Origin of the sequence: Lysinibacillus sp. fls2-241-R2A-57, assembly GCF_030209535.1 — a bacterium.
Taxonomy (GTDB): Bacteria; Bacillota; Bacilli; order Bacillales_A; family Planococcaceae; genus Lysinibacillus.
Window position 1 is genome coordinate 38,020 of the sequence record NZ_JARVRU010000047.1, and the last position, 20,487, is coordinate 58,506.

Genomic DNA, 20,487 nt, shown 5'->3' on the forward strand with positions numbered 1-20,487 from the left:
GTCGCTTCAGCTATTTATCCGTCTATCTTAGCTTTTTGCTGCCTGCAAACGTAGTCGTGCTGCTCGTTTTTTTGTTTCCTTAAATAATTCATCCAGCTGACGATAACAAGCATATTGGCCAGGTTTTGCTTTAATAAAGGCCAATCGTTCAACACCATTAATGGGTAATATCTCCTCACCCGCTTCTTGCACTAAACGCTCAAACAATAAGATGGCCTCTTCCATTAAGCTCTTTGCTTTACCGTTTCTTGCATCATGAGCAGAATGGATTTTTGCTTCAAGTACTGTCCACTCTTCATACCAAGCATCCATTTTTTCCTTTGTGATTACCTCTACATTCACGTTTCTTTCACCAGCCCTTTTTTCAAACGCTTTTGCCCTTCTCTACAATCATCAAATAAAGGGCATGTGTGACAGCCAGGATTTTGAGCCTTACAATGGTAACGGCCGAAGAAAATTAGCTGATGATGGGTTTTCGACCACTTGTCCATCGGAGTTTTTTTCATAATTGTTTCTTCGACCTCTAGCACTGAATCCTTCCAGCGACATAGCCCTAATCGTTTAGACACACGCTCTACATGCGTGTCCACTGCAAGAGCAGGAATATCAAAAGCTACAGACAACACAACATTAGCCGTTTTACGACCAACACCAGGCAAAGTGACTAACGCTTCTCGGCTTACTGGTATTTCGCCGTTGTATTCCTCCAACAGTCTTTGACATAACGCTTGAATATTCTTCGCTTTATTTCGATAAAGACCGATGGAGCGAATGTCCTGTTGTAGCTCATCTAATGATACAGCTAAATAATCTTCTGGCTTTTTATACTTTTGAAACAATGTTTTCGTTACCTTGTTTACAAGTACATCCGTGCACTGCGCCGATAATAACGTGGCAATAGTTAGCTCAAACGGATTGTCATGCACTAGCTCACAATGTGCATCAGGAAACATACGATCCATTTCCGCTAGACAATGCTCCCATTGTTTTTTTGTTAACATAACGGAAGCCCCCTATTCTCTTTCTTCTAACCAATTATAAAATGGTACTTTATTTGTCGACTGCATTTCTTGTTGCATTGTACGGACTGGCGGTCTATTAAAAGTTTGTTTTTCACGGAACTGCTCACTTTGTTTTTGTGCAGCCTGCGGTGTCGTAATATTTTTCTTTTTCCATTCAAGCAATATTCGATCAATATAACGAATACTCACCTTGCCAGCAAACACAGCCTCCTTCAGCGCCTCCTTAATAAGCGCTGGGCTGTGCTTATCCTCATCTAACCAAGAACCGATTTTTTCTAGCTCTAAAGGAGATAAAAGACGCCCCATTTCCTCTTCAAATATCCGGAATACTTCACCTTCTTCTTGTCGAAGTGATGCTGCTGATTTTTGGTGCTCCTTCATTTCAATAATCTGCATAATACGCTCCCAAAGTGGGTATACCGAATATTTTTCATATAGCTTGCCACTTGCATCGACATCGCTTGTAATTTCAAGGAAGCCTTTTTGCATTAAGCGCTGTAGACGTGAAGTAATGTCATTGTCAGACATTGTGAGACGATTTTTCAGATCATTAGGTGTCGGAAAATCATTACCCTCCATATGGAACGCAAGTAAATGTATGACAATCAGCGCCTCTTCATCCTCAATATTTAACTCCTTATAAAACTGAAAAAAAAGCTGAGGAATTTGGATCATTCTCTGCTCAGTCCATGTACGGAGTCGATTATTGTTTGTGTTCATAGTATACTTGACTCCTTTTTCCATCGTAAGTAGAAAAGCCGCGTAGACATATCACTACGCGACTTTTTAATTTAATCAATTTCGACCAGGTTTTATCTTCATTTGCTGAATGAAGATAAGACCAAACTAGTTGTTGCTTATGGATATAAGCGATTAAGTAAACGTGGGAATGGGATTGTTTCACGGATATGCTCAGTGCCAGAAATCCATGCCACTGTACGTTCCAATCCTAGACCGAAGCCTGAATGTGGTACAGATCCTTGTTTACGTAGTTCTAAATACCATGCATAAGCATCTAAAGATAAATGATGCTCTTCAAGACGAGATTTTAATAAATCATAGTCATGGATACGCTCAGAACCACCAATTATTTCACCATAACCTTCTGGTGCAATTAAATCTGCACATAATACTACATCATCGCGATCAGGATGCGGTTGCATGTAGAATGGCTTAATGCCTACTGGGTAGCAAGTGATGAAGACAGGTTTGTCAAATGAATTGGCAATTGCTGTTTCATGTGGTGCACCGAAATCATCGCCCCATTCAATATCGTCAAACCCTTGTTCATGTAATAATTTAATGGCATCGTCGTAAGAAATACGAGGGAATGGCGCTTTGATATTTTCAAGTTTTGATGTATCACGACCAAGTCGCTCTAATTCTAATTTGCAGTTTGTCAGAACTGATTGTACGATGTGCGCTACATATTGTTCTTGCACTTCTAGGTTTTCTTCAAATTCTACAAATGCCATTTCTGGCTCAATCATCCAAAACTCGATTAAGTGACGGCGTGTTTTAGATTTTTCAGCACGGAACGTCGGACCGAATGAGAATACTTTACCTAATGCCATCGCAGCCGCTTCCATATAAAGCTGACCAGATTGAGAAAGGTATGCATCTTCATCAAAATATTTTGTATGGAATAGCTCAGAAGTACCTTCAGGAGCTGAACCTGTTAAAATTGGTGGGTCCATTTTTGTAAAGCCATTATCGTTGAAAAACTCGTAAGTTGCACGAATAATTTCGTTACGGATTTTCATAATTGCATGTTGCTTGCGAGAACGTAGCCATAAGTGACGGTTATCCATTAAAAACTCTGGCCCATGTTCTTTTGGTGTAATCGGAAAATCTGTAGCAGCATGTAATACTTCAATACCAGTTACAGCTAGCTCACAGCCAAAGCTTGAACGCTCATCGGCTTTAACCTCTCCCGTAATGTACATTGAAGTTTCTTGGGTCATACCTTTTGCAATAGCAAAAATTTCTTCGCCTACTTCTTCTTTCACAACAACGCCCTGAACAAAGCCAGAACCATCACGTAATTGTAAAAAGGCAATTTTCCCACTTGATCGTTTGTTTGCTAACCAAGCGCCTAGCTTGACTGTTTCACCGATATGTTTTGGCATATCTTGAATCATAATTTTTTTCATAGAAATCCTCCAAAGTTGGTTAAAAGGATTAGTCTTGCCATTTTGATTTAACAAATGTATCAATTCGACGGACTGCCTCTTCTAATAAGTCTAAAGATGTAGCATAAGATAATCGCATTGTAGTTGGTGCACCAAAGCCAGAGCCTGGAATCACTGCTACGTTTGCTTCTGTTAAAATATCTGCAGCGAATGCATCTACTGAATCATAGCCAGTATGAGCCATAGCTTCTGCTACATCTGGTAATAAGTAGAATGCCCCCTGAGGTTTTAATACGTTGAAGCCAGGAATTGCACTAAGCTGTGGATAGATTTTTTCAAGACGAGATTCGAAAGCTTGACGCATTTCTTCTACAGCGTCTTGTGGTCCGTTATACGCTTCCACTGTTGCATATTGTGCAGTTGTTGTTGCGTTTGATGTAGAGTGAGATGCAAGGTCAGTCATTGGTTTAATAATGTCTGCATCGCCTGCAGCATACCCGATACGCCAGCCTGTCATAGAGTGAGATTTTGCAACACCATTTACAACGATTGTACGTGCTTTCACTGCATCAGATAGCTGTGCAATTGAAAAATGCTCAATACCATTGTATACAAGCTTCTCATAAATTTCATCTGACACGATTAAAATATCTTTTTCTTCTGCAACAGCAGCTAATTCAGCTAGCTCCTCACGAGAATAAATCATACCTGATGGGTTGCTAGGAGAGTTAATAATAACTGCTTTTGTTTTATCTGTCACAGCAGCTCTTAATTGGTCTGCAGTAATTTTATAGTTTTGCTCACGTGTGCCTTCAACATAAACAGGTACACCGCCCGCTAATTTCACTTGTTCTGGATAAGATACCCAATAAGGAATCGGAATAATAACTTCATCGCCCTCGTTTAAAATAACTTGGAATAAAGTGTAAAGAATATGTTTTGCTCCAACACCTACAATAACTTCATTCGGCTTATATGTAAGGTTGTTGTCGCGTTGTAGTTTATCGATAATAGCGTTCTTCAGTACAGGAAGACCGCCAGCAGGTGTATATTTTGTTAAACCTTTTTCCATCGAGTCAATGGCAGCATTTAAAATATTTTGTGGAGTGTTGAAGTCTGGCTCACCAGCGCCTAGACCAATTACATCAATACCTTGATCTTTTAACTCTTTTGCTTTCGCTGTAATTGCTAAAGTTGAAGATGGTGTTAAAGTTTTTACACGGTTTGCTAATAAATTTTTCATACGGGATCTACTCCTCTTATAAATTCGTAATGCGCGTCCACCAGTCGCCGTCCTTAAACATAATATAGACATAGTTGAGCTTATCGTGATCGTTTAGGTAAGTAATTTCCCAAACAGCACCTGGCTCTTCATAGCCTAATTTTACATTGAGGACCTTTTGTACATTTCCTTCTTTTTTAAAAACCGATAATGCTTCTTTTTCCGTAATACCATCTTTCAAAAATACTTCCTTAATTGAATCAGCTTCTAGATTCGTCGGAACAAAGACAGCCTTTTTATCACCATATTCATCTACCCCGAACACAGTAACATACGAATGTTTGCCATTATATGTGTAGGACTCCGAGACAATTGCGAGGGCTTTGGCATCGACTGCCAACTGTTCAGCCTGCTCTTCAATTGAACGGAATGGAGCCTCGGCTTTCCAGAGTACTAAAATACTAATGACAAGTGACAACGAAACCATAAAGACAGAAATGAAAATCAACCAGTTTTTCATATATTCACCTTATGTTTCACATCTAGCTTATTCTTCAACACGAATGCTTGATGCTTTTGCATGTTAATAACTGTGTATACATTCATTTTGCTTTCCATTTTTGTCAACCTGCTTTCTTTCCTCATACCACAACATTATACAACAATTTTGTGCTGTCGTGTTTCTTATTTTTATATATTATGCGTTGATAAAACAACGTTTTCGAATCGTCGGATTAGTCAGAAAAAATAACAACCCTTTCAAAGAAAAAATTCCTATTCACCAGTGCAAATAGGAAATCAATTATGCCATTAAAGAACTTATGAAAGTTCACAAATTACATAGTTTGAACGCCCACCATTTTTAGCGCGATACAAGCACTAATCTGCTTGCTCAAATAAATTCTTGTCGTGATAATTTTTCTGGTCATTGACACAAACGTCCATGCTCACATACTTTGAATAGTAAATTCCTACACATCATCTTCAAAGAATTTTTCTAATCAGTCTCGCGAAATGTCAATATTTATATATATATATATTAGCACAGTTCCCTCCATTATTGTCCCCATTGCCTATTGTTTTCACCCATATCATGAAGTGATTAGCGATTTAAAGTATCGGAAAAGGGACGTGATGTATTGAGTAAGAAAATTAATCCTACTGATCCAGCAACGATTCCAAAATTTGTGGATGAGCTGCCAAAACCAATTACTGCTAAACCGAAACACTATAGAGGCCAACAGAAAATTGATTATTATGAACTACAAATGATCGAAGCAGAGCATTGTTTTCATAAATATTTCCCAAAATCAATCATTTGGGGCTATAACGGGCTTTATCCAGGACCAACTATTGAAGCTATAAAAGACAAAACCACTTATGTTAAATATAAAAATTATTTGCCCTTAAAGCATTTCTTACCAGTTGATTTTTCCCTTCATGCTGCCAACGATTCTCAAGAGGTAAGAACTGTTACACATTTACATGGCGCAAATGTAGATTGGGAAAGTGATGGTCATCCAGACGCATGGTACACAAGAGATTATACGCATACTGGGCCAAAATTTAATAAAGAAACACATGAATACACAAATCACCAACCCGGCACAACACTGTGGTACCATGACCATGCAATGGCATTAACTCGCCTAAATGTTTATGCGGGATTAGCAGGGTTTTATTTACTTCGAGACTCACTAGAGGAACGTTATAACCTACCATGCGGTGACTACGAGTATCCAATATTAATACAAGATAAATCTTTTAATGAAGACGGCTCGCTTTTCTATCCTGATGAGCCACCATTCCCCGTTCCTGTACATCCGTCCATTACACCTGGATTTGTCGGCGACACCATCGTCGTGAATGGAAAAGTCTGGCCATATTTAAATGTCGAACCTCGTAAATATAGATTTCGTTTTTTAAACGGCTCCAATAGAAGGGGGTATGTCATTAGCCTTTCAAATGGGGATCCTCTTATTCAAATTGGTACAGATGGTGGCTTTTTAACAGCTCCTCGAGAAATTCAACTTGTTAAGTTATTACCTGCTGAACGAACAGATGTCATTATCGATTTTTCAAAATGTGAAGGTCAGGAAATAACATTAATGAATTCTGATGAAGATTTTATTGATGAACATACAAGAGTCATTATGCAGTATAAAGTTATTCTTCCACTAGAATGCGAGGATACTAGTGAAATCCCAGAACGACTCGCTGTTTCAATGGATTTACATCCACACGATGCTCATATTGAGAGACATCTACCTTTAACTGCTACGACAGATGATTTTGGTCGACCAATGTTATTATTAAATAATCGAATGTACCATGACCCTGCTACTGAAAAACCTGCACTTGATAGTGTAGAGATATGGAATTTTATTAATGCCACACAGTTTGTTCACCCTATTCATCTACATTTAATTCAATTTAAAATACTAGAACGACGCCCTTTCAATATGGAACTATATCAAAATGAAGGAAGGCTAGAATTTACAGGTCCCCCAGAAGAACCGCATGACTATGAGCAAGGTTGGAAGGATACTGTTAAAGCAGAAGCAGGAAAAGTTACTAAAATTATTATGCACTGGAAAGATCATGTCGGTCATTATATGTGGCATTGTCATTTCCTCGAACATGAAGATCACGACATGATGCGACCAATACTCGTCATGAAGGACGTTCACCCTGTGCAACAGCCACATGCCGAAATTCATAATGAAAAAGAGCATTCACCAGCCCAGAATCATGCCACTATTACTGTTACGAGCAATAATCAACAAACGATACCTCTCTTGAACAACACTCAAAACATCACTCGCTCAACTGAAGATAAAGTAGAATCTTCTCCTATTTCATTGCAAATATTTGATTTAGAAGACGAGATAGAAAATATTGAGCAAACTACACCTCTCTTGAATATTACTCAAAACATTACCCGCTCAACTGAAGAACAAATAGAATCCTCTTATGTTTCTTTACAAACATCTGATTTAGAAGACAAGGTGGAACATAATCCGCAAACTACACCACTCTTAATCAATACTCCAAACATCGCTCTTGCATCTGAAGAAAAAGTAGAACCTTCTCATGTACTTGATATAAAAGACGACACGGAGCATAAAATTGTTCATGAAGTTACTAATATACGAAATATTCCACAACCAATTTTCCCGTCCGCTGAGTTTCAACCTCGAGAAAGAATCGCTAGTAGGCGCCCAAGAAGATGGTTCTAGCGTTACATTTATGATGCAGGGACATAACTAGTTGATATTAAAGAAAAAGAGAAATCGAAACAGCATCGATTTCTCTTTTTTCTTGTTTGACCAAGTCACTCTATCTTCTTTACCCTATTTCTCTGTTAACGGCCTTGCATTTCTATGGATTTACTGCCGTTAATGTACATTCAGGAAAATTAAATAACCATCTTCCATATGATATTTTCAGTTATCAGGTTTAGATGGATACTCTTTACATTCTTCCTTTTGTTCCTTTAAATAATGGTTCTACGCAAGAACTGCTCTTCAATTCGACCAAGGAAATAAATTACAATATTCAGAAAAATATTCAAACAAACGTTTTCAGAGACGATTTCACAAAGATTCCCTTGACCATTTCGTTTTCGCCATATTTAAAAGTAATCTGGAATCCGGACGTAATTATGTCGAGGCAAAATTGTTTTTTGTTTCGTGTACCCAAAATTGAAAAGTGAATATTTTACTGAGCAATTGGCTTCTTTAAAATCATTTTACTACTGCGCTCTCTTCAAATCGCAAAATCCTCTTTGTTGCTATTGCCATCACAACCATGACAACACTAATTATTAAAATAGGAACATAGATGTTAACACTAAAACCTTCGAATAACAGCCCATACAATATTTGCCCTATTGGTGCCATACATTGAGAAACGGCAATGATAATCGCCATGACCTTCCCTAAGTTTTCATTAGGTGTTTCTTTTTGTACAACTGTAATAATGTAAATGGAAATGATCGTCATAATCATAGCTATTAACAGTGCACTACCTACAAATAAAGTATAGGATGGATAATAGCCAATTTTAAGCATGAGAGGCGTAACCGATAAAGCCATTGGGACAATCAATAAAGCAGTGATAAAAATCCAAAAATACAAATTATTGATGCCCATTTTTTTCGCAAAATACCCCATTGATAAAGCCCCTAAGATTGTAGCAAAATCGATTAACCCCATCCCTACTCCATATAATGTATCACTACTATGCAAGGTGACACGGAGGATAATCGGTACACCCACAACAAACAGGGGTGTTAATAATAAGTTTAATAATGCTGCTAAAACCATACATTTGAAAATAAAAGATTGCTTAACTGCATAACTAAAGCCCTCTTTCAAATCGTTTACAAGCGTTGGAATAATGTGCCCTTTCTGTTCTCGTTGCTTAAATGGTATTTGAATAAACATCTCTAATATAGCAGAGAAGAAAAAGAAGACACCGCTTACTATGACAAGCACTTTTAAGCAAATCATGCCATATAGTATCCCCCCTAATACAGGAGCTGCTACATTGGATAACGCTTGAATACCATTGACAATTCCATTTGCTTGCTCAAGCTTTCCCTCTTCTACAAGTACTGGAATACTGGCCATCACTGTAGGTGCATACATGGCACTAACGAGGGAAAGTAGCACCATCACAACACCAATCAACAAAATAGAACTATTACCAATTGCTAATACTGCAAAGAAAATAAAAACAATTATGCTACTAGTAAAATCGAAAATCACCATTAAATTACGACGATTAAACCTGTCAGCAATAGCTCCTCCAAGTGGTGCTAGTAAAAATGGGATACTCGATATCGCAAATAGTACTGCAAAAAGATCTGCACGTCCTGTAATATCTAATACATAAAGTGATAAGGCAAACCTTAAAAGCGCAGATCCTAAAATTGAAATAATTTGCCCAATCACCATAAGATTAAAATCTTTTGAAAAACCTTTTCGTTTAATCTGTGATTCCATTCATCAGACCCCTTCCTTTTAGGGTCATCACCATAACGTGTGGTTGATTTCCGTTCCGACTGGGCGCTTTGTTGTTGCTGTCGCTACGCTTTCGCACAGACAAAAACCGTGTTGCTGACGCTTCGCTTTCGCACAGAGCAAAGCTTCCTGGGGGCGTCCGATGAGCCGCTTCACTCGCGTTGCTCGCTCCAGGGTCTCATCTGTGACGCTAATCCCCAAGGAGTCGCCCAGTCGTAACGAAGATCAACTTATATACATGTGGTGATGAGCCTCCTTTTAATCAAAATCAACAATTAATGGCTGTGAAATTCCTAAAAATATGCTCTTCTCCATAACGTAGAATTGATTTACTTCCATGATTTTCTAGCCACAGAAGTGTAGATTTGCAATGACTAAAAATATAATTTTTTTTGAATTGTAAGGAGAAGGATATTACTAAAAATACTTATGGTACTTAACCAAATGAGCCACTCAATTTGCGTGCTCCAAGACATCATTAGCAGCAAGAGACCTACGATAATAGATACATAATTTCCAGTGCGACTAATTTTTGATTTCCGATGAAATTTTTCCTTAACGTCATTCGCTGATTTCTTTATTTCCTTTATTTTACGTTTCATCAGATAAACTTTTTCTTTGAACTTCTGCTCAGTTTCTTTTGCTTTTTGATAAAAAAACGGTGTGTCTCCTTTAATCATGACGCTCTTCATCTCCATATCGTCGTTTTAATAACTCCGTTAAAACTCTCTCTTGGAAGTCCGAAATCTTTTCTGGTTTCTCTATCTCCATATTTACCGTTTCTTCATATCCATCTAGTTCCTCACCATCAAAGCGATAGAGTTTTTGCAATAATTTCCACAGTGTTTCAATTTCCTCTGCTGTGAAATCTTTAAAGATATCTGCTAAAAAGTAAGTAGACTTCTCTGAACAAGCAATTAAAGCCTGTTTACCTTCTGTGGTAATCTCAACATTAATTGATCTTTTATCTAATTTACTTGGTAGCGTTTGAACATATCCTTTTTTCACAAGACTTGTTATTAATTTGTTTGCGGTTTGCTTTGTTGTACCGAGCTTTTTAGCAATATTGACGAGCGTTGTATTTTCTATTGGTAAATGCGCTATGGCAATTAGAGCCATATGCTGTCTAGAAGTTAATACCTCTAAATATTCATCTCCTCTTATTTGGACTTTATTGACAACCGAAAACAATGTCGCATAACTTTGCTGCATAAAATGCAATTCCTTCAATAAATAATTAATATCCATCAATAGCACCTCTTTTTAGTCACCATGTTTACTAAAATAATATATATAACACATTTCTAAATGTCAACATGGTGACTATTTATATATTTTTAAAAGGACGAGATACGACACTAAATAGACCGACTGTCGGTTTATAACATTATATGATATTCCTTCAAAAAAAGGAACTTACTTTAAACATTCCTCTTAAAAAAGCTACCAATATTCCTTTTTATAGTATATTATATTTGTTGTTTCCTTTTATCGAAAAACTTGGCTCTTCACCAAAACGTGTGGTTGATTTCCGTTCCGACTGGGCGCTTTGTTGCTGACGCTACGCTTTCGCACAGATAAAACATTTGCCGCTGACGCTTCGCTTTCGCGCAGAGCAGAGCTTCCTGGGGGCGTCCGATGAGCCCCAAGGAGTCGCCCAGCCTCCACTACAATCAACTAATATACAGTTCATATATTTTAAAAAATGTCATCCACAACTTTTGGTGATGAGCCAAAAACTTGATTAAATAGGTGATTACGTGAATCGATATTTTCAATATTTGTTCCTTTGCCACAGATTACCAAGCCGATCTTTTTTTTATAAAGGTGTTCAATTTCCGATTTGCGCACGTTGCACAGGAATTTGTATAGGATATGTAATCGGCATTATATTGGCATTATTTAAAGTTTTACCTTTTTTTCATGCTTTAATTTTAACAATTCCTATGATTATAGACGGAACGGGACAATTATTTAATAAATGGCTTAGTACTAACTATCGGCGATTAGTAACAGGGATACTAGGTGGAATAGGCATTGTTTTTATGTTTTTATACGCCGCCCTCTTATTTTGGAATCTAACTATGTACCTCTATAAAAAAGGGGAATATATTGGTTCATTAATTTTTAACTAAGGAGACTGAAAATGTTTTGTACATATTGCGCAGCCAATCTATCAGAGCATGCAGAAATTTGCCTAAATTGTGGTGTTAGAAAATTCAAAGTACATAATTACTGCCATAATTGCGGGAATGAATTAAATTCTTTTCAAGATAAGTGTACTTCATGCGGAATTATTTTAAGAAAATCTCCTAAGGGTACTCATCCACTAGCTCCCGCATTACTTACATTTCTAATACCTGGTGTAGGTCAAATCATTAATGATCAAGTATGGAAAGGGTTTCTTTGCTTATTTATATTTATGACTTCTGTTTTAATTTTTAATAATCTATTAATTCCATACATTATTGTTGGTTTACCCATTTTAATTGATGCTTATTTAATCGGGAAAAAATGCTATGAAGGAAAAGAAGTTGAAAAATGGGAATTCTTTTAATTTTCTTTAGGAGGTATAAAAAATGTTTTGTCCACACTGTAGTGAAGAAATAGCAGCACAAGCAGAAATTTGCCCAAAATGTGGTGTTCGTGTACAAAATACATCCTCAGAGGATAGACCAAATATAGCTATTAATATCCTTTCCTTTTGTTGTACACCGCTCTTAGGTATTATTATGTACTTTGTTTGGAAAGACAATAAGCCTAAAGCAGCTAAATCTGCTTTAATATGGGCTCTGATTGTAATCGGTGTATATGTAGTAGTAATGGTCGTATCTGGAATAATAGGATTTGTACTTGGTTCTATCGAAGAGAGTAATTATTAAAAAGAGGCTAGGAATTAGCTAGTAGAAATTTTAAAAAGCGCTAGATATCAATTTTAAAAACATTGATTTCTTGCGCTTTTTTTATGTAAAATTTCCCCACATCGAAAATTCAAACTATTTACCCTTTATTTAATTAAAATTATACAATTGATATAAATCATAATAATCGTACTCGTACCTATCCTCATTACCTCCTCGTTTCATATTCAGTTCACAAAGACGTGCTATAGTAAGAAACATTAAAGATTCATATTTTTAGTTGTTGAAAATAAAGGATGTTTTTACGTTGCAGGAGACATCAAAAGATACTAGTAAACAAAAGGATTGGCGACGCTTTGTTCGCTTAGTCAAACAAGCTGAGCCACCAATATGGCTTTTAATAATCTCATTAATTATGAGTTTAACGACTACCGGCGTTGGATTTATCGTTCCGTTATTTACAAAAAAATTAGTGGATGGCTTTTCATTAGAATCCCTTGATTATTGGCAAATTATTTTGTTAGGTATTGCTTTTATCGTGCAGGCTATAGCGAGTGGGCTTTCCATTTATTATTTAAACCGTGTCGGACATCATGTTGTCGCGAAGTTAAGAGATCAGCTTTGGAGAAAGCTACTTCATTTACCAATTCCCTATTATGACGAAAACGATACAGGTGAAATATTAAGTCGTGTTACGAATGACACAGCTGTCGTCAAAGAACTCATTACAGAACATTATGGACCGTAGTTGGTGTATTTGTTCTCTTTACTTGCACTATTATTATCCGATCAATTTGGTCAATTAATACATGGTATCAACCATATGGCGGTCGAATTAGGCGAATTAGAAAGAATGAGACAAGAATTTATCTCGAATGTTTCTCATGAAATCCAGTCACCTCTAACATCTATTAATGGCTTTGCTAAAGCATTGAAAAACATGGACCTTCAAGAGGATAGCGTCAGCATTATTTAGAAATTATTGAAATGGAAAGTAATCGTTTATCGAAAATAAGTGACAATTTACTAAAGCTAACGTCATTAGAATCACAACATCACCCCTTCGAGCCAAAGTACTACCGACTCGATAAGCAATTGCGCAATGTAGTGCTGGCACTTGAACCTAATTGGTTAGCTAAAAATATAGAGATGGATCTTCAATTCGAAAACATTTCGATAATGGCTGATGAAGACTTAATGAATCAAGTATGGATGAATTTACTTTTTAAATTCACTCAAGCTACTGGCACAATTACACTATCTATAATGAAGCAAATGGATATGATCAATATTGCCATTCACGATAATGGTATTGGTCTAACAGAAGAACAACAAAAGCATATATTCGAGCGATTTTATAAGGCTGACCAATCGCGGACAGCCGCTAATGGTGGAAGTGGCTTAGGGCTATCCATAGTCAAAAAAATTATCAACATGCATAACGGAACCGTTACTGTCGAAAGCAAGCTTGCTGAATATACAACATTTCTTGTTACACTGCCGCTGAAGGTAGATCCGACTCGTACAAACGAATAATAGATTTTTTCTTCGTCTGCACGGGTCTATTAAACAAGGAAACTAGTAAGCTACTTTTCTAAAATATTGATAAACTTTTTCAAGTTTTTTGCTTTGTCTCCCCTTTTTACTTTCCATATTGCCAAATTCAAAAAACTTTACTTGTTTAATGCCAACAAAATTAAATAACGCTCTTTTCATTAATATTTTATGCGCATTATTCAGCCATAATAGCGGATATTTTGTTGGCCCCTTCATTGTCGAAATACACACCACTGATTTTCCCTTTAAAAGCCCTTCCGGAAATAGTCCCTTTTTATCTTTATACGCAAAATTGGCCGTAAATAATTGATCTATATACCCTAAAAGCATTGCTGGTGGCCTACCCCACCATATCGGATAAACAAAAACAATTTTATCAGCCCATCTAATTTGTTTCCGATATTTCTCAAGCTTTGGATCACGAAACATATCTCGACGGCGTTTATGTTCATGAAATACTAAAAGCGGATTAAATTGCTCCTCATATAAATCTACTAATTGAATCTCCTTAATAGAAGGATTATCATGACAGCCCTTAATAACCTCCTGTAAAAAAGAATAATTCAAACTTTTATGATTGGGATATGTATAAATAATTAATGTGTTCATCAAGCAACCTCCATTACTTATCATTTGATAACAAAATAATAAACGACGTGATTTTAGTTGTCAAATGATAATTGTTTTAAGATAAGTTTTTTGTTATCTTGTCAGTAAGAGGTGATTAAGTTTGGACAAAAAAGAATTATTCAATCAGTTTGTAACATTTACAGCAGCCGTACACCAAGTAACGCATGAACTAACTCAAAACGTTAAAATCGATCATATTACACCTGTACAATATAAAACTCTAGAATATATTAAAGTAGGTCAGCCTGTTACACCTACAGAAATTAGTGATTGTCTGCATATGTCCTTACCTAATACAAGTCGTGAATTACGAAAATTACAGGAAAGAAAGTTTATTGAAAAAATTAGCGATACTGAGGATCGAAGAAAGCATTATGTTTGCCTTACAGAGGATGGAGAAAAAATAATGGAGGATGCATTCGCCTGTATAGAAGAGCGCTTTCAACAGCTTATTCAACATGCATCAAAGAAAGATTTAGAGGATATACATTATGCATTAAACATTCTTGACGAAAAAGTCTTTAATCCAAAGTTATAAAAAAGAACCTGCAATGCTTTTCTCTATAAGACAAGCATCGCAGGTTCTTTCACTATTTATTATATTGACATAGAAAGCGTTCCACACCCGGGTATTTCTCTCCTAGGCTAGTTATGAAAAAACCATAGCGTCGATAAAAATCTACAGCCTCATTATCCGTTTCAGCAACAATTGATGAGTACTTGCATGCGATAAAATTAATCATTTTACTGCCAATGTCTTTTCCTCTTTCATCAGCTAATACAGCAATATGCTTAATCTCACACTCTGATAAACTGATTCGTTCTATCCCGATACAACCGACTATTTCATCCTCAACTTCGAAGCTATATAATGTTCTATTCGATAAAAGTATATATTTTTCATACTCTTGTTGAACTTTTTTATCTGAAGTTGCAAATGAAAGTAGTTTTCTAATAACAGGAGAAATAGTGTTTGCTTGAACTATATTCACGACTTACCTCCTTTACATGTTGGTCGCAGGAATAACGACAGCATGACAAGCTTTTTCATAGAACTCGATCGGACCTGCCCCTCCAATAATTGCATATTCATACCCAATCTCATGCATATCTTTTAAACAATGATGAAGTAGAGAGTATCCTATCCCTTTTACTCGATTTGATTTCGCTACACCCATTGGACCAAAATAACATTTTTTATTTTGATAAACGTCAAATGCAGCAAATCCAACAAGATCTCCATTATTATCAAAAGCTATATATATAGAAGGTGTAGCACTTAAAAATGCACACTTAATCGTTTCTGACCACTCTTGCGAAAAATGACTTTCTACAAATTGAATTAGCTTGTCCTTATCATCACGATTGACTCTACGAATATTAGTAGAAATTGTATTTGGGAATTTATAATTGTGAAGATGAGTCACCAAATCTCTTGATGTGGTACCAAGCTTTAAAATCAATTTCATATCTTCTTCTGAAACGAATTTCTCCAGCATATTCGTCTTTATTAATGCTTTCAGTAAGTGACCTTCATTTACATAAACCTGATTATAGTTTTGCATATAGCTAGTTGCTTGTCTGAGTTTAGACCAGATTCATTAACTAAGTTTCTTAAAGAAGCTTCATCTATAGTACACTTTAATACTATTTCGCCAAGAACCCCCTCTTTTTCTTTTAAACAAGCAAGTAGAAAATGAATTGGTAGTAACACTTTATGTTGTGAAGAGGTAGCTTCTTTTTCCGCATTCTTTATGATCCTTAACATGCGATTTGTTAATTTTATAGTAGATGAATGCAAATACCTGACATCCTTTCATTTTGATTTTTTTCAACATCTCATGTTTATTTTACAGGAAAGAGTATCCATCAAGTTGAATATTTAAAATATTAGTACTTTATCAGATCATTAATCATGTTCTCTATTATAAATAAAATTGAAACTCTTAATTCGCCTTTCGCCAAAAATTAGAAATTATATTTATTAAAATGAATGTTGAGTGGAGGCTGAGCGACTACTTGGGGATTAAGCGTCAAAGATGAGCATCGCGAGTGAAGCGGCTCATCGGACGTCCCTAGGAAGCTTTGCTCTGTGCGAAAGCGTAGCGTCAGCAACAAATATTTTCTGTAGCGAAAGCAGAGCGTCAGCTACAAAGCGCCCAGTCGCAATGAAAATCAACCCCACGTTATTGTGATGAGCCTATTAAGTCGAAATCCCCCTTATTTTCGCTATTTAGAAAACATTATTATCGATACATCGTCACTCATCTGCACTTTTTTTAATAATATAAAGATGTATAGAAGGAGGAGACTCAAGTGGAAGTAGTAGACAAGAAGTGGATAGAAGAACATTTTGAAACACTTCCATTATGGCAACAGTCAGCATATACAGACTTCGCTGCCATGGTTGCAAATGAAGCAAATGCTTTCCCCTGTATCCCAGCTAGAATAGGTTTTTTATCAAACCATCTTCGTTATAGTTTTATCGGAGATCCACGGGAGGAACAATCGATAAAGGCGTTAGCACAATGCTTAAAAGAATACGATAAGTGCTCGAAAACATTTGGAAAATATACAACCCACGCCATTTTCTTTAAAACCCCTGACGATATGCTGAAACACTTCGATGTTGAGGAATATAGAAATTTATTTTGGTCAATTTTAAACAATTTAACTAAGTTTGATGATGTCGATTGGCCGGAGGAAATTCCAACTGATCCATCACAACAACAATGGGAATTTTGTTTTAACGGTGAGCCTTATTTTATATCTTGTGCAACGCCCGCCCACAAATTGCGAAAGAGTCGTCATTTTTCTACGCTATTAATGGCATTTCAGCCTCGCTGGATATTTGAAGAAATAAATGACTCTACTGTATTTGGTCGAAAATTAAAAAAACTAATTCGCCAACGCATTTCTGAATATGATGCCATTCCAGCTCATCCTGATTTAAAATGGTATGGGCAAGAAGATAGTTATGAATGGAAGCAATATTTTTTAAGTGATGATCATCGTAGCCCAACTAAATGTCCTTTTTTACGTCTGCAAAATTCTCTAATCTTTCCAAAGAACGAAGAATATTAAACTTGCTTACCGTGTTTTTGCCTTTTCATTACAATCCAAGTCGCAATTGCTATGATGATGATAAAAAGCAGGCTCACGAAAAAACCGAGTCTGCTTGTTTTTTCCCCTAACGTTCCAGACACTGTCACCACAATGAGTAACATCCCAAAACCATTTTTTACATGCCCCCACTTCGATAGCTCCATTAGCTTCGCATATGTTACTAAAATAAAGAGCCAGTTATAAATTAGCATTAGGCCTGCAGCTGTCATCAAATATTCAAAAATCCTTTCTGGCATGAGGAAACCAATAACAATTGTAATGATTAAACCACTGGCCAAAAAGAGAAAAGCAGGAAACGGAACCTTCATTTTTCCCTTTTTAGCAAGTGAAGCAGGGGCATCATGATCCTCTGCCAATGTTATGAGAATCGTTACGACCGCGTATAAAGAGGCTACCATTGTTGAAAAACCGGCAATAATTAATATGCCATTAAATACGTCTGCAAAAAAAGGTAAATGATAGTCACGAAGAGCTGTAATAAATGGACTTTCCTCAATATTAAAATCCTTCCATGAAACAAGCGTCAATGCAAGCATAATAGCCATTATAAAAATGATAGTTATAACAATAAGCATCACTTTTCCAGCTTTCGGTGCTTCTTGAGGATTTTTTAAATCAATGACCATTAAACCCATAACCTCAATTCCTCCAAATGCATAAAAGGCATACAGCAACCCAAGCCAAATTCCTTTCACACCCTGTGAGAAAAATTCTTCATAATTCGCGTGCATTGCATCGAGTGAAGTTGTTTCCGTATTAAATCCTTTTATTATTAATAGAACCGCTACTATAATAAACATTACAACCGCCGCTGCCTTTAACGCACCAAAAATATTTTGAAAGTTTTCAAAGCCCTTCATACCAGTAAGAATAACAGCTAATCCAAGCGCAGCATAAATAGATGCAGCAACCCATAATGGAAGCGTCGGAAACCAAAGCCTTGTAAAAATACCAAGTGCCATCAATTGACTGCCCATAATAAGCATCTCAGAAATCAAGTAAATCCAACCATTACTAAATCCTGCCCATTTTCCAAAAGCTTGCTTTGCATAAGTACGGAATGATCCCTTATCTGGATTGTCAACTGACATCTTAACAAGAGCATCATAGACAATGTACGTAGCAATCGCCGCTAACAAAAAAGGAATCACAACAGCAGGACCACTTTTATGAATGGCCATACTTGTCCCAAGAAAAAATCCTGTTCCTAGTGTACAACCTATACCGAGAAGCGAAAGCTGCCACCAAGACAACCTCCCTTTACTTGTTTTAGATGTCATGTTGATTCAACCCTCCTGCCCTTTGTTATTTTCTTACCAACGGCAATGTCATACAACGAATGCCACCACCGCCTTTTTCAAGCTCTGAGACTTCAATTTCTATCAAATTCTTTTTTTGTAATTGTGGATGATTCGTAAATTGCTTTTTCGTTGCTTGCTTACTAATCAACAGCGTTTCAGGATCAAGGTTTATAAAGTTAATGTCAGGAATTGTATTATATTTTTCAAGCCAGTAAACATCAAAACCATGGTGATTTAAAAATTGCTCAGTCATTTCAAAACGACTTGTTTGAGCTGTGAACACTTGTACAGGAAAATAGCGCATAAAGTTTTTAGCTATTACTAGATTTGCGTTCGCAACATTACAATTCATATCTAAATGAAGTGTATCGGAGCGTCTGGGCAAATCAATAATCGCAATCTCCGAAAATCCTTCTTGGAAGATTCGTTCCTTAATACTTTCCACAGCCTCTAATGTTGTTCTCATTCCAAGATTAATAAGCACGGCATCCTTATTTAGGATCATTACATCTCCACATTCTAAAGCAGTAGAAGGTTGCTTATTAAATTTTTCTGGAAACCACTTTTCTAATAAAGAGTGAGCATGTGGATATTCTGGACGCCTTAACGAGCTACCTGCCTCTCCAAGGAAAATACTATTTCCTAAAACACAGGCTAGATCGCGTATAAAGTACCTATTAATAAGCTGCTCACTTACTGTTTCCACATCATTTGGTAGCTCTTTCGAATAGTCAATAACCATGACACCCACATTTTCTAGCGTTGTCTTTAATTCCATGAAATTCTCCATTGCTTTTACATGATTGACAGTAGCACTCCACCCTACATTTTCAGCTATTGTCAAATCTGGCACATCTAATTTTGAAGGTGCACAAAGTATAACAACCTTAAGTTCATCATGCTCGGACCAACAATTTGGTTGAAATGAGTACAAATAGATTCTCCCCTTTTTGAATGACTATCTCGGCTTAGCGTTACCATCAAAACTGGGATTATACAGGCAATGTGTAAATGGAGATCAGCATGATTAAAATTTAAAGGAGGAAATCCCTGGTGATTGTGTAATTAAAACAATAACAGATAAATTTATTCAATTAGAAATGAGTGAAACAATGGAATACTATAAATTTTTACGACAATATGTTGGACACCAACCAATTATTTTGCCAGGTTCTGTTGTAATAATTTTAAATAATGAAAATGAGGTATTATTGCAAAAAAGATACGATGGCAGTTGGGGGCTTCCGGGTGGTTTGATGGAATTAGGGGAAAGCTTAGAAGATACAGCAAAAAGAGAAGTGTTAGAAGAAACAGGTTTGGTTATTGAAGACTTAAAGTTATTAGGTATTTTTTCGGGTCCAGATTATTACCTTAAAGTTTCTAATGGAGATGAATTCTACTCCGTTACAGCCGTTTATTATACAAGAAATATTAAAGGTAATTTAGTCATTGATTATAACGAATCAGAGACAATGCAATATTTCTCATTGTTAAAATTACCAGATGGAATAGATTGTAGATATATTGAACCGTATAAAACAAAGTTAGGCTCTACACCATAACGTGTGGTTGATTTCTTTGATAGAAAGAGCTTGTTTTTCGATAAAAA

General features: G+C 36.3%; 26 protein-coding genes and 1 pseudogene. 10 read left to right on the forward strand and 17 right to left on the reverse strand.

Going from position 1 to position 20,487, the window contains the following annotated elements; translation table 11 throughout:
- Positions 1–27: 27 nt before the first annotated feature.
- The 6 genes from QRN68_RS10170 to QRN68_RS10195 all read right to left on the reverse strand — a co-directional run bounded on the left by QRN68_RS10170 (position 28) and on the right by QRN68_RS10195 (position 4,896).
- Positions 28–342: a YpoC family protein gene (locus tag QRN68_RS10170; protein WP_285396768.1), complete on the reverse strand. Its 315-nt coding sequence runs from the start codon at positions 340–342 to the stop codon at positions 28–30.
- Positions 339–1,001, reverse strand: coding sequence for an endonuclease III (gene nth, locus QRN68_RS10175; RefSeq protein ID WP_285396769.1), 663 nt, complete (start codon positions 999–1,001; stop codon positions 339–341). Before nth ends, QRN68_RS10170 begins: the two co-directional genes overlap by 4 nt.
- A 12-nt stretch (positions 1,002–1,013) precedes the next feature.
- Entirely contained in the window at positions 1,014–1,742 is a 729-nt protein-coding gene (locus QRN68_RS10180; RefSeq protein ID WP_285396770.1) for a DnaD domain-containing protein, read from the reverse strand.
- A gap of 137 nt (positions 1,743–1,879) precedes the next feature.
- Positions 1,880–3,175 (reverse strand): asparagine--tRNA ligase, encoded by a 1,296-nt coding sequence (gene asnS, locus QRN68_RS10185; protein ID WP_285396771.1) that lies wholly within the window; start codon positions 3,173–3,175, stop codon positions 1,880–1,882.
- A 28-nt stretch (positions 3,176–3,203) separates the two neighbouring features.
- Positions 3,204–4,397, reverse strand: coding sequence for a pyridoxal phosphate-dependent aminotransferase (locus QRN68_RS10190; RefSeq protein WP_285396772.1), 1,194 nt, complete (start codon positions 4,395–4,397; stop codon positions 3,204–3,206).
- Between the two features lie 16 nt (positions 4,398–4,413).
- Positions 4,414–4,896 (reverse strand): cell wall elongation regulator TseB-like domain-containing protein, encoded by a 483-nt coding sequence (locus QRN68_RS10195; protein WP_285396773.1) that lies wholly within the window; start codon positions 4,894–4,896, stop codon positions 4,414–4,416.
- Between the two features lie 619 nt (positions 4,897–5,515).
- On the opposite strand from QRN68_RS10195, the gene QRN68_RS10200 reads away from it, so the two are divergent.
- Entirely contained in the window at positions 5,516–7,615 is a 2,100-nt protein-coding gene (locus QRN68_RS10200; RefSeq protein WP_285396774.1) for a multicopper oxidase family protein, read from the forward strand.
- Between the two features lie 507 nt (positions 7,616–8,122).
- Here QRN68_RS10200 and QRN68_RS10205 read toward each other — a convergent pair.
- The 5 genes from QRN68_RS10205 to QRN68_RS10225 all read right to left on the reverse strand — a co-directional run bounded on the left by QRN68_RS10205 (position 8,123) and on the right by QRN68_RS10225 (position 11,052).
- Positions 8,123–9,385, reverse strand: a complete 1,263-nt coding sequence (locus tag QRN68_RS10205) for an MFS transporter (protein WP_285396775.1) — start codon at positions 9,383–9,385, stop codon at positions 8,123–8,125.
- Positions 9,386–9,412: 27 nt separating this feature from the next.
- Complete coding sequence (locus QRN68_RS10210) at positions 9,413–9,604, reverse strand: hypothetical protein (RefSeq protein ID WP_285396776.1); 192 nt, start codon at positions 9,602–9,604, stop codon at positions 9,413–9,415.
- Positions 9,605–9,777: 173 nt separating this feature from the next.
- A complete protein-coding gene (locus QRN68_RS10215; protein WP_285396777.1) occupies positions 9,778–10,083 on the reverse strand; it encodes a hypothetical protein in 306 nt (101 codons plus the stop codon).
- Positions 10,076–10,651, reverse strand: coding sequence for a MarR family winged helix-turn-helix transcriptional regulator (locus QRN68_RS10220; protein WP_285396778.1), 576 nt, complete (start codon positions 10,649–10,651; stop codon positions 10,076–10,078). The genes QRN68_RS10215 and QRN68_RS10220 overlap by 8 nt, the downstream gene beginning before the upstream one ends.
- 260 nt (positions 10,652–10,911) lie before the next feature.
- Positions 10,912–11,052, reverse strand: a complete 141-nt coding sequence (locus tag QRN68_RS10225; RefSeq protein ID WP_285396779.1) for a hypothetical protein — start codon at positions 11,050–11,052, stop codon at positions 10,912–10,914.
- Positions 11,053–11,163: 111 nt separating this feature from the next.
- On the opposite strand from QRN68_RS10225, the gene QRN68_RS26935 reads away from it, so the two are divergent.
- From QRN68_RS26935 to QRN68_RS10250, 5 genes and pseudogenes are all read left to right on the forward strand, one after another.
- The gene (locus tag QRN68_RS26935) at positions 11,164–11,538 is read left to right on the forward strand and encodes a DUF2085 domain-containing protein (protein WP_350224348.1); all 375 of its coding nucleotides are present in this window, start codon (positions 11,164–11,166) and stop codon (positions 11,536–11,538) included.
- 11 nt (positions 11,539–11,549) lie between these two features.
- Positions 11,550–11,960: a zinc ribbon domain-containing protein gene (locus QRN68_RS10230; protein ID WP_285396780.1), complete on the forward strand. Its 411-nt coding sequence runs from the start codon at positions 11,550–11,552 to the stop codon at positions 11,958–11,960.
- Between the two features lie 22 nt (positions 11,961–11,982).
- A complete protein-coding gene (locus QRN68_RS10235) occupies positions 11,983–12,285 on the forward strand; it encodes a zinc-ribbon domain-containing protein (protein ID WP_285396781.1) in 303 nt (100 codons plus the stop codon).
- A 286-nt stretch (positions 12,286–12,571) separates the two neighbouring features.
- Positions 12,572–13,012 carry an ABC transporter transmembrane domain-containing protein gene (locus QRN68_RS10240; RefSeq protein WP_285396782.1) on the forward strand — a complete coding sequence of 147 codons (441 nt, stop codon included), beginning with the start codon at positions 12,572–12,574 and terminating at the stop codon, positions 13,010–13,012.
- A gap of 39 nt (positions 13,013–13,051) precedes the next feature.
- A pseudogene (locus QRN68_RS10250) lies at positions 13,052–13,800 on the forward strand (sensor histidine kinase); the annotation flags it as partial.
- 42 nt (positions 13,801–13,842) lie between these two features.
- Here QRN68_RS10250 and QRN68_RS10255 read toward each other — a convergent pair.
- Positions 13,843–14,430, reverse strand: coding sequence for an NAD(P)H-dependent oxidoreductase (locus QRN68_RS10255; RefSeq protein ID WP_285396785.1), 588 nt, complete (start codon positions 14,428–14,430; stop codon positions 13,843–13,845).
- A 121-nt stretch (positions 14,431–14,551) separates the two neighbouring features.
- Between QRN68_RS10255 and QRN68_RS10260 the strand changes: the two genes are divergently transcribed.
- Entirely contained in the window at positions 14,552–14,989 is a 438-nt protein-coding gene (locus QRN68_RS10260; protein WP_285396786.1) for a MarR family winged helix-turn-helix transcriptional regulator, read from the forward strand.
- 52 nt (positions 14,990–15,041) lie between these two features.
- On the opposite strand, the gene QRN68_RS10265 is transcribed toward QRN68_RS10260, so the two are convergent.
- Genes QRN68_RS10265 through QRN68_RS10275 form a run of 3 tightly spaced genes read right to left on the reverse strand, consistent with a single transcriptional unit; the run spans position 15,042 to position 16,219 of the window.
- Entirely contained in the window at positions 15,042–15,443 is a 402-nt protein-coding gene (locus QRN68_RS10265; protein ID WP_285396787.1) for a GNAT family N-acetyltransferase, read from the reverse strand.
- 12 nt (positions 15,444–15,455) lie between these two features.
- Positions 15,456–16,016 (reverse strand): GNAT family N-acetyltransferase, encoded by a 561-nt coding sequence (locus QRN68_RS10270; RefSeq protein WP_285396788.1) that lies wholly within the window; start codon positions 16,014–16,016, stop codon positions 15,456–15,458.
- Entirely contained in the window at positions 15,989–16,219 is a 231-nt protein-coding gene (locus tag QRN68_RS10275; RefSeq protein ID WP_285396795.1) for a Clp protease N-terminal domain-containing protein, read from the reverse strand. The genes QRN68_RS10270 and QRN68_RS10275 overlap by 28 nt, the downstream gene beginning before the upstream one ends.
- A gap of 271 nt (positions 16,220–16,490) precedes the next feature.
- On the opposite strand from QRN68_RS10275, the gene QRN68_RS10280 reads away from it, so the two are divergent.
- Positions 16,491–16,646 carry a hypothetical protein gene (locus QRN68_RS10280; RefSeq protein WP_285396789.1) on the forward strand — a complete coding sequence of 52 codons (156 nt, stop codon included), beginning with the start codon at positions 16,491–16,493 and terminating at the stop codon, positions 16,644–16,646.
- Between the two features lie 121 nt (positions 16,647–16,767).
- Positions 16,768–17,535 (forward strand): YqcI/YcgG family protein, encoded by a 768-nt coding sequence (locus QRN68_RS10285; protein ID WP_285396790.1) that lies wholly within the window; start codon positions 16,768–16,770, stop codon positions 17,533–17,535.
- Here QRN68_RS10285 and QRN68_RS10290 read toward each other — a convergent pair.
- Both QRN68_RS10290 and QRN68_RS10295 read right to left on the reverse strand, forming a co-directional pair.
- Entirely contained in the window at positions 17,532–18,857 is a 1,326-nt protein-coding gene (locus tag QRN68_RS10290; protein ID WP_285396791.1) for an amino acid permease, read from the reverse strand. The two genes, QRN68_RS10285 and QRN68_RS10290, sit on opposite strands and share 4 nt — an antisense overlap.
- A gap of 25 nt (positions 18,858–18,882) precedes the next feature.
- Positions 18,883–19,812, reverse strand: coding sequence for an arginine deiminase family protein (locus QRN68_RS10295; RefSeq protein ID WP_285396792.1), 930 nt, complete (start codon positions 19,810–19,812; stop codon positions 18,883–18,885).
- Between the two features lie 178 nt (positions 19,813–19,990).
- On the opposite strand from QRN68_RS10295, the gene QRN68_RS10300 reads away from it, so the two are divergent.
- On the forward strand, positions 19,991–20,440 hold the full coding sequence (locus tag QRN68_RS10300; RefSeq protein ID WP_285396793.1) for an NUDIX hydrolase: 450 nt from the start codon (positions 19,991–19,993) through the stop codon (positions 20,438–20,440).
- The last annotated feature ends 47 nt before the right edge of the window (positions 20,441–20,487 follow it).

Bases quoted from the DNA above. Each gene is read 5' to 3' on its own strand.
- QRN68_RS10220 (WP_285396778.1), bottom strand. From the start codon at position 10,651: ATGGATATTAATTATTTATTGAAGGAATTGCATTTTATGCAGCAAAGT.
- QRN68_RS10300 (WP_285396793.1), top strand. From the start codon at position 19,991: ATGGAATACTATAAATTTTTACGACAATATGTTGGACACCAACCAATT.
- nth (WP_285396769.1), bottom strand. From the start codon at position 1,001: ATGTTAACAAAAAAACAATGGGAGCATTGTCTAGCGGAAATGGATCGT.
- QRN68_RS10275 (WP_285396795.1), bottom strand. From the start codon at position 16,219: ATGTTAAGGATCATAAAGAATGCGGAAAAAGAAGCTACCTCTTCACAA.
- QRN68_RS10255 (WP_285396785.1), bottom strand. From the start codon at position 14,430: ATGAACACATTAATTATTTATACATATCCCAATCATAAAAGTTTGAAT.
- QRN68_RS10205 (WP_285396775.1), bottom strand. From the start codon at position 9,385: ATGGAATCACAGATTAAACGAAAAGGTTTTTCAAAAGATTTTAATCTT.
- QRN68_RS10230 (WP_285396780.1), top strand. From the start codon at position 11,550: ATGTTTTGTACATATTGCGCAGCCAATCTATCAGAGCATGCAGAAATT.
- QRN68_RS10280 (WP_285396789.1), top strand. From the start codon at position 16,491: ATGAGCATCGCGAGTGAAGCGGCTCATCGGACGTCCCTAGGAAGCTTT.
- QRN68_RS10180 (WP_285396770.1), bottom strand. From the start codon at position 1,742: ATGAACACAAACAATAATCGACTCCGTACATGGACTGAGCAGAGAATG.
- QRN68_RS10290 (WP_285396791.1), bottom strand. From the start codon at position 18,857: ATGACATCTAAAACAAGTAAAGGGAGGTTGTCTTGGTGGCAGCTTTCG.
- QRN68_RS10215 (WP_285396777.1), bottom strand. From the start codon at position 10,083: ATGATTAAAGGAGACACACCGTTTTTTTATCAAAAAGCAAAAGAAACT.
- QRN68_RS10235 (WP_285396781.1), top strand. From the start codon at position 11,983: ATGTTTTGTCCACACTGTAGTGAAGAAATAGCAGCACAAGCAGAAATT.
- QRN68_RS10195 (WP_285396773.1), bottom strand. From the start codon at position 4,896: ATGAAAAACTGGTTGATTTTCATTTCTGTCTTTATGGTTTCGTTGTCA.
- QRN68_RS10270 (WP_285396788.1), bottom strand. From the start codon at position 16,016: ATGCAAAACTATAATCAGGTTTATGTAAATGAAGGTCACTTACTGAAA.
- QRN68_RS10190 (WP_285396772.1), bottom strand. From the start codon at position 4,397: ATGAAAAATTTATTAGCAAACCGTGTAAAAACTTTAACACCATCTTCA.
- asnS (WP_285396771.1), bottom strand. From the start codon at position 3,175: ATGAAAAAAATTATGATTCAAGATATGCCAAAACATATCGGTGAAACA.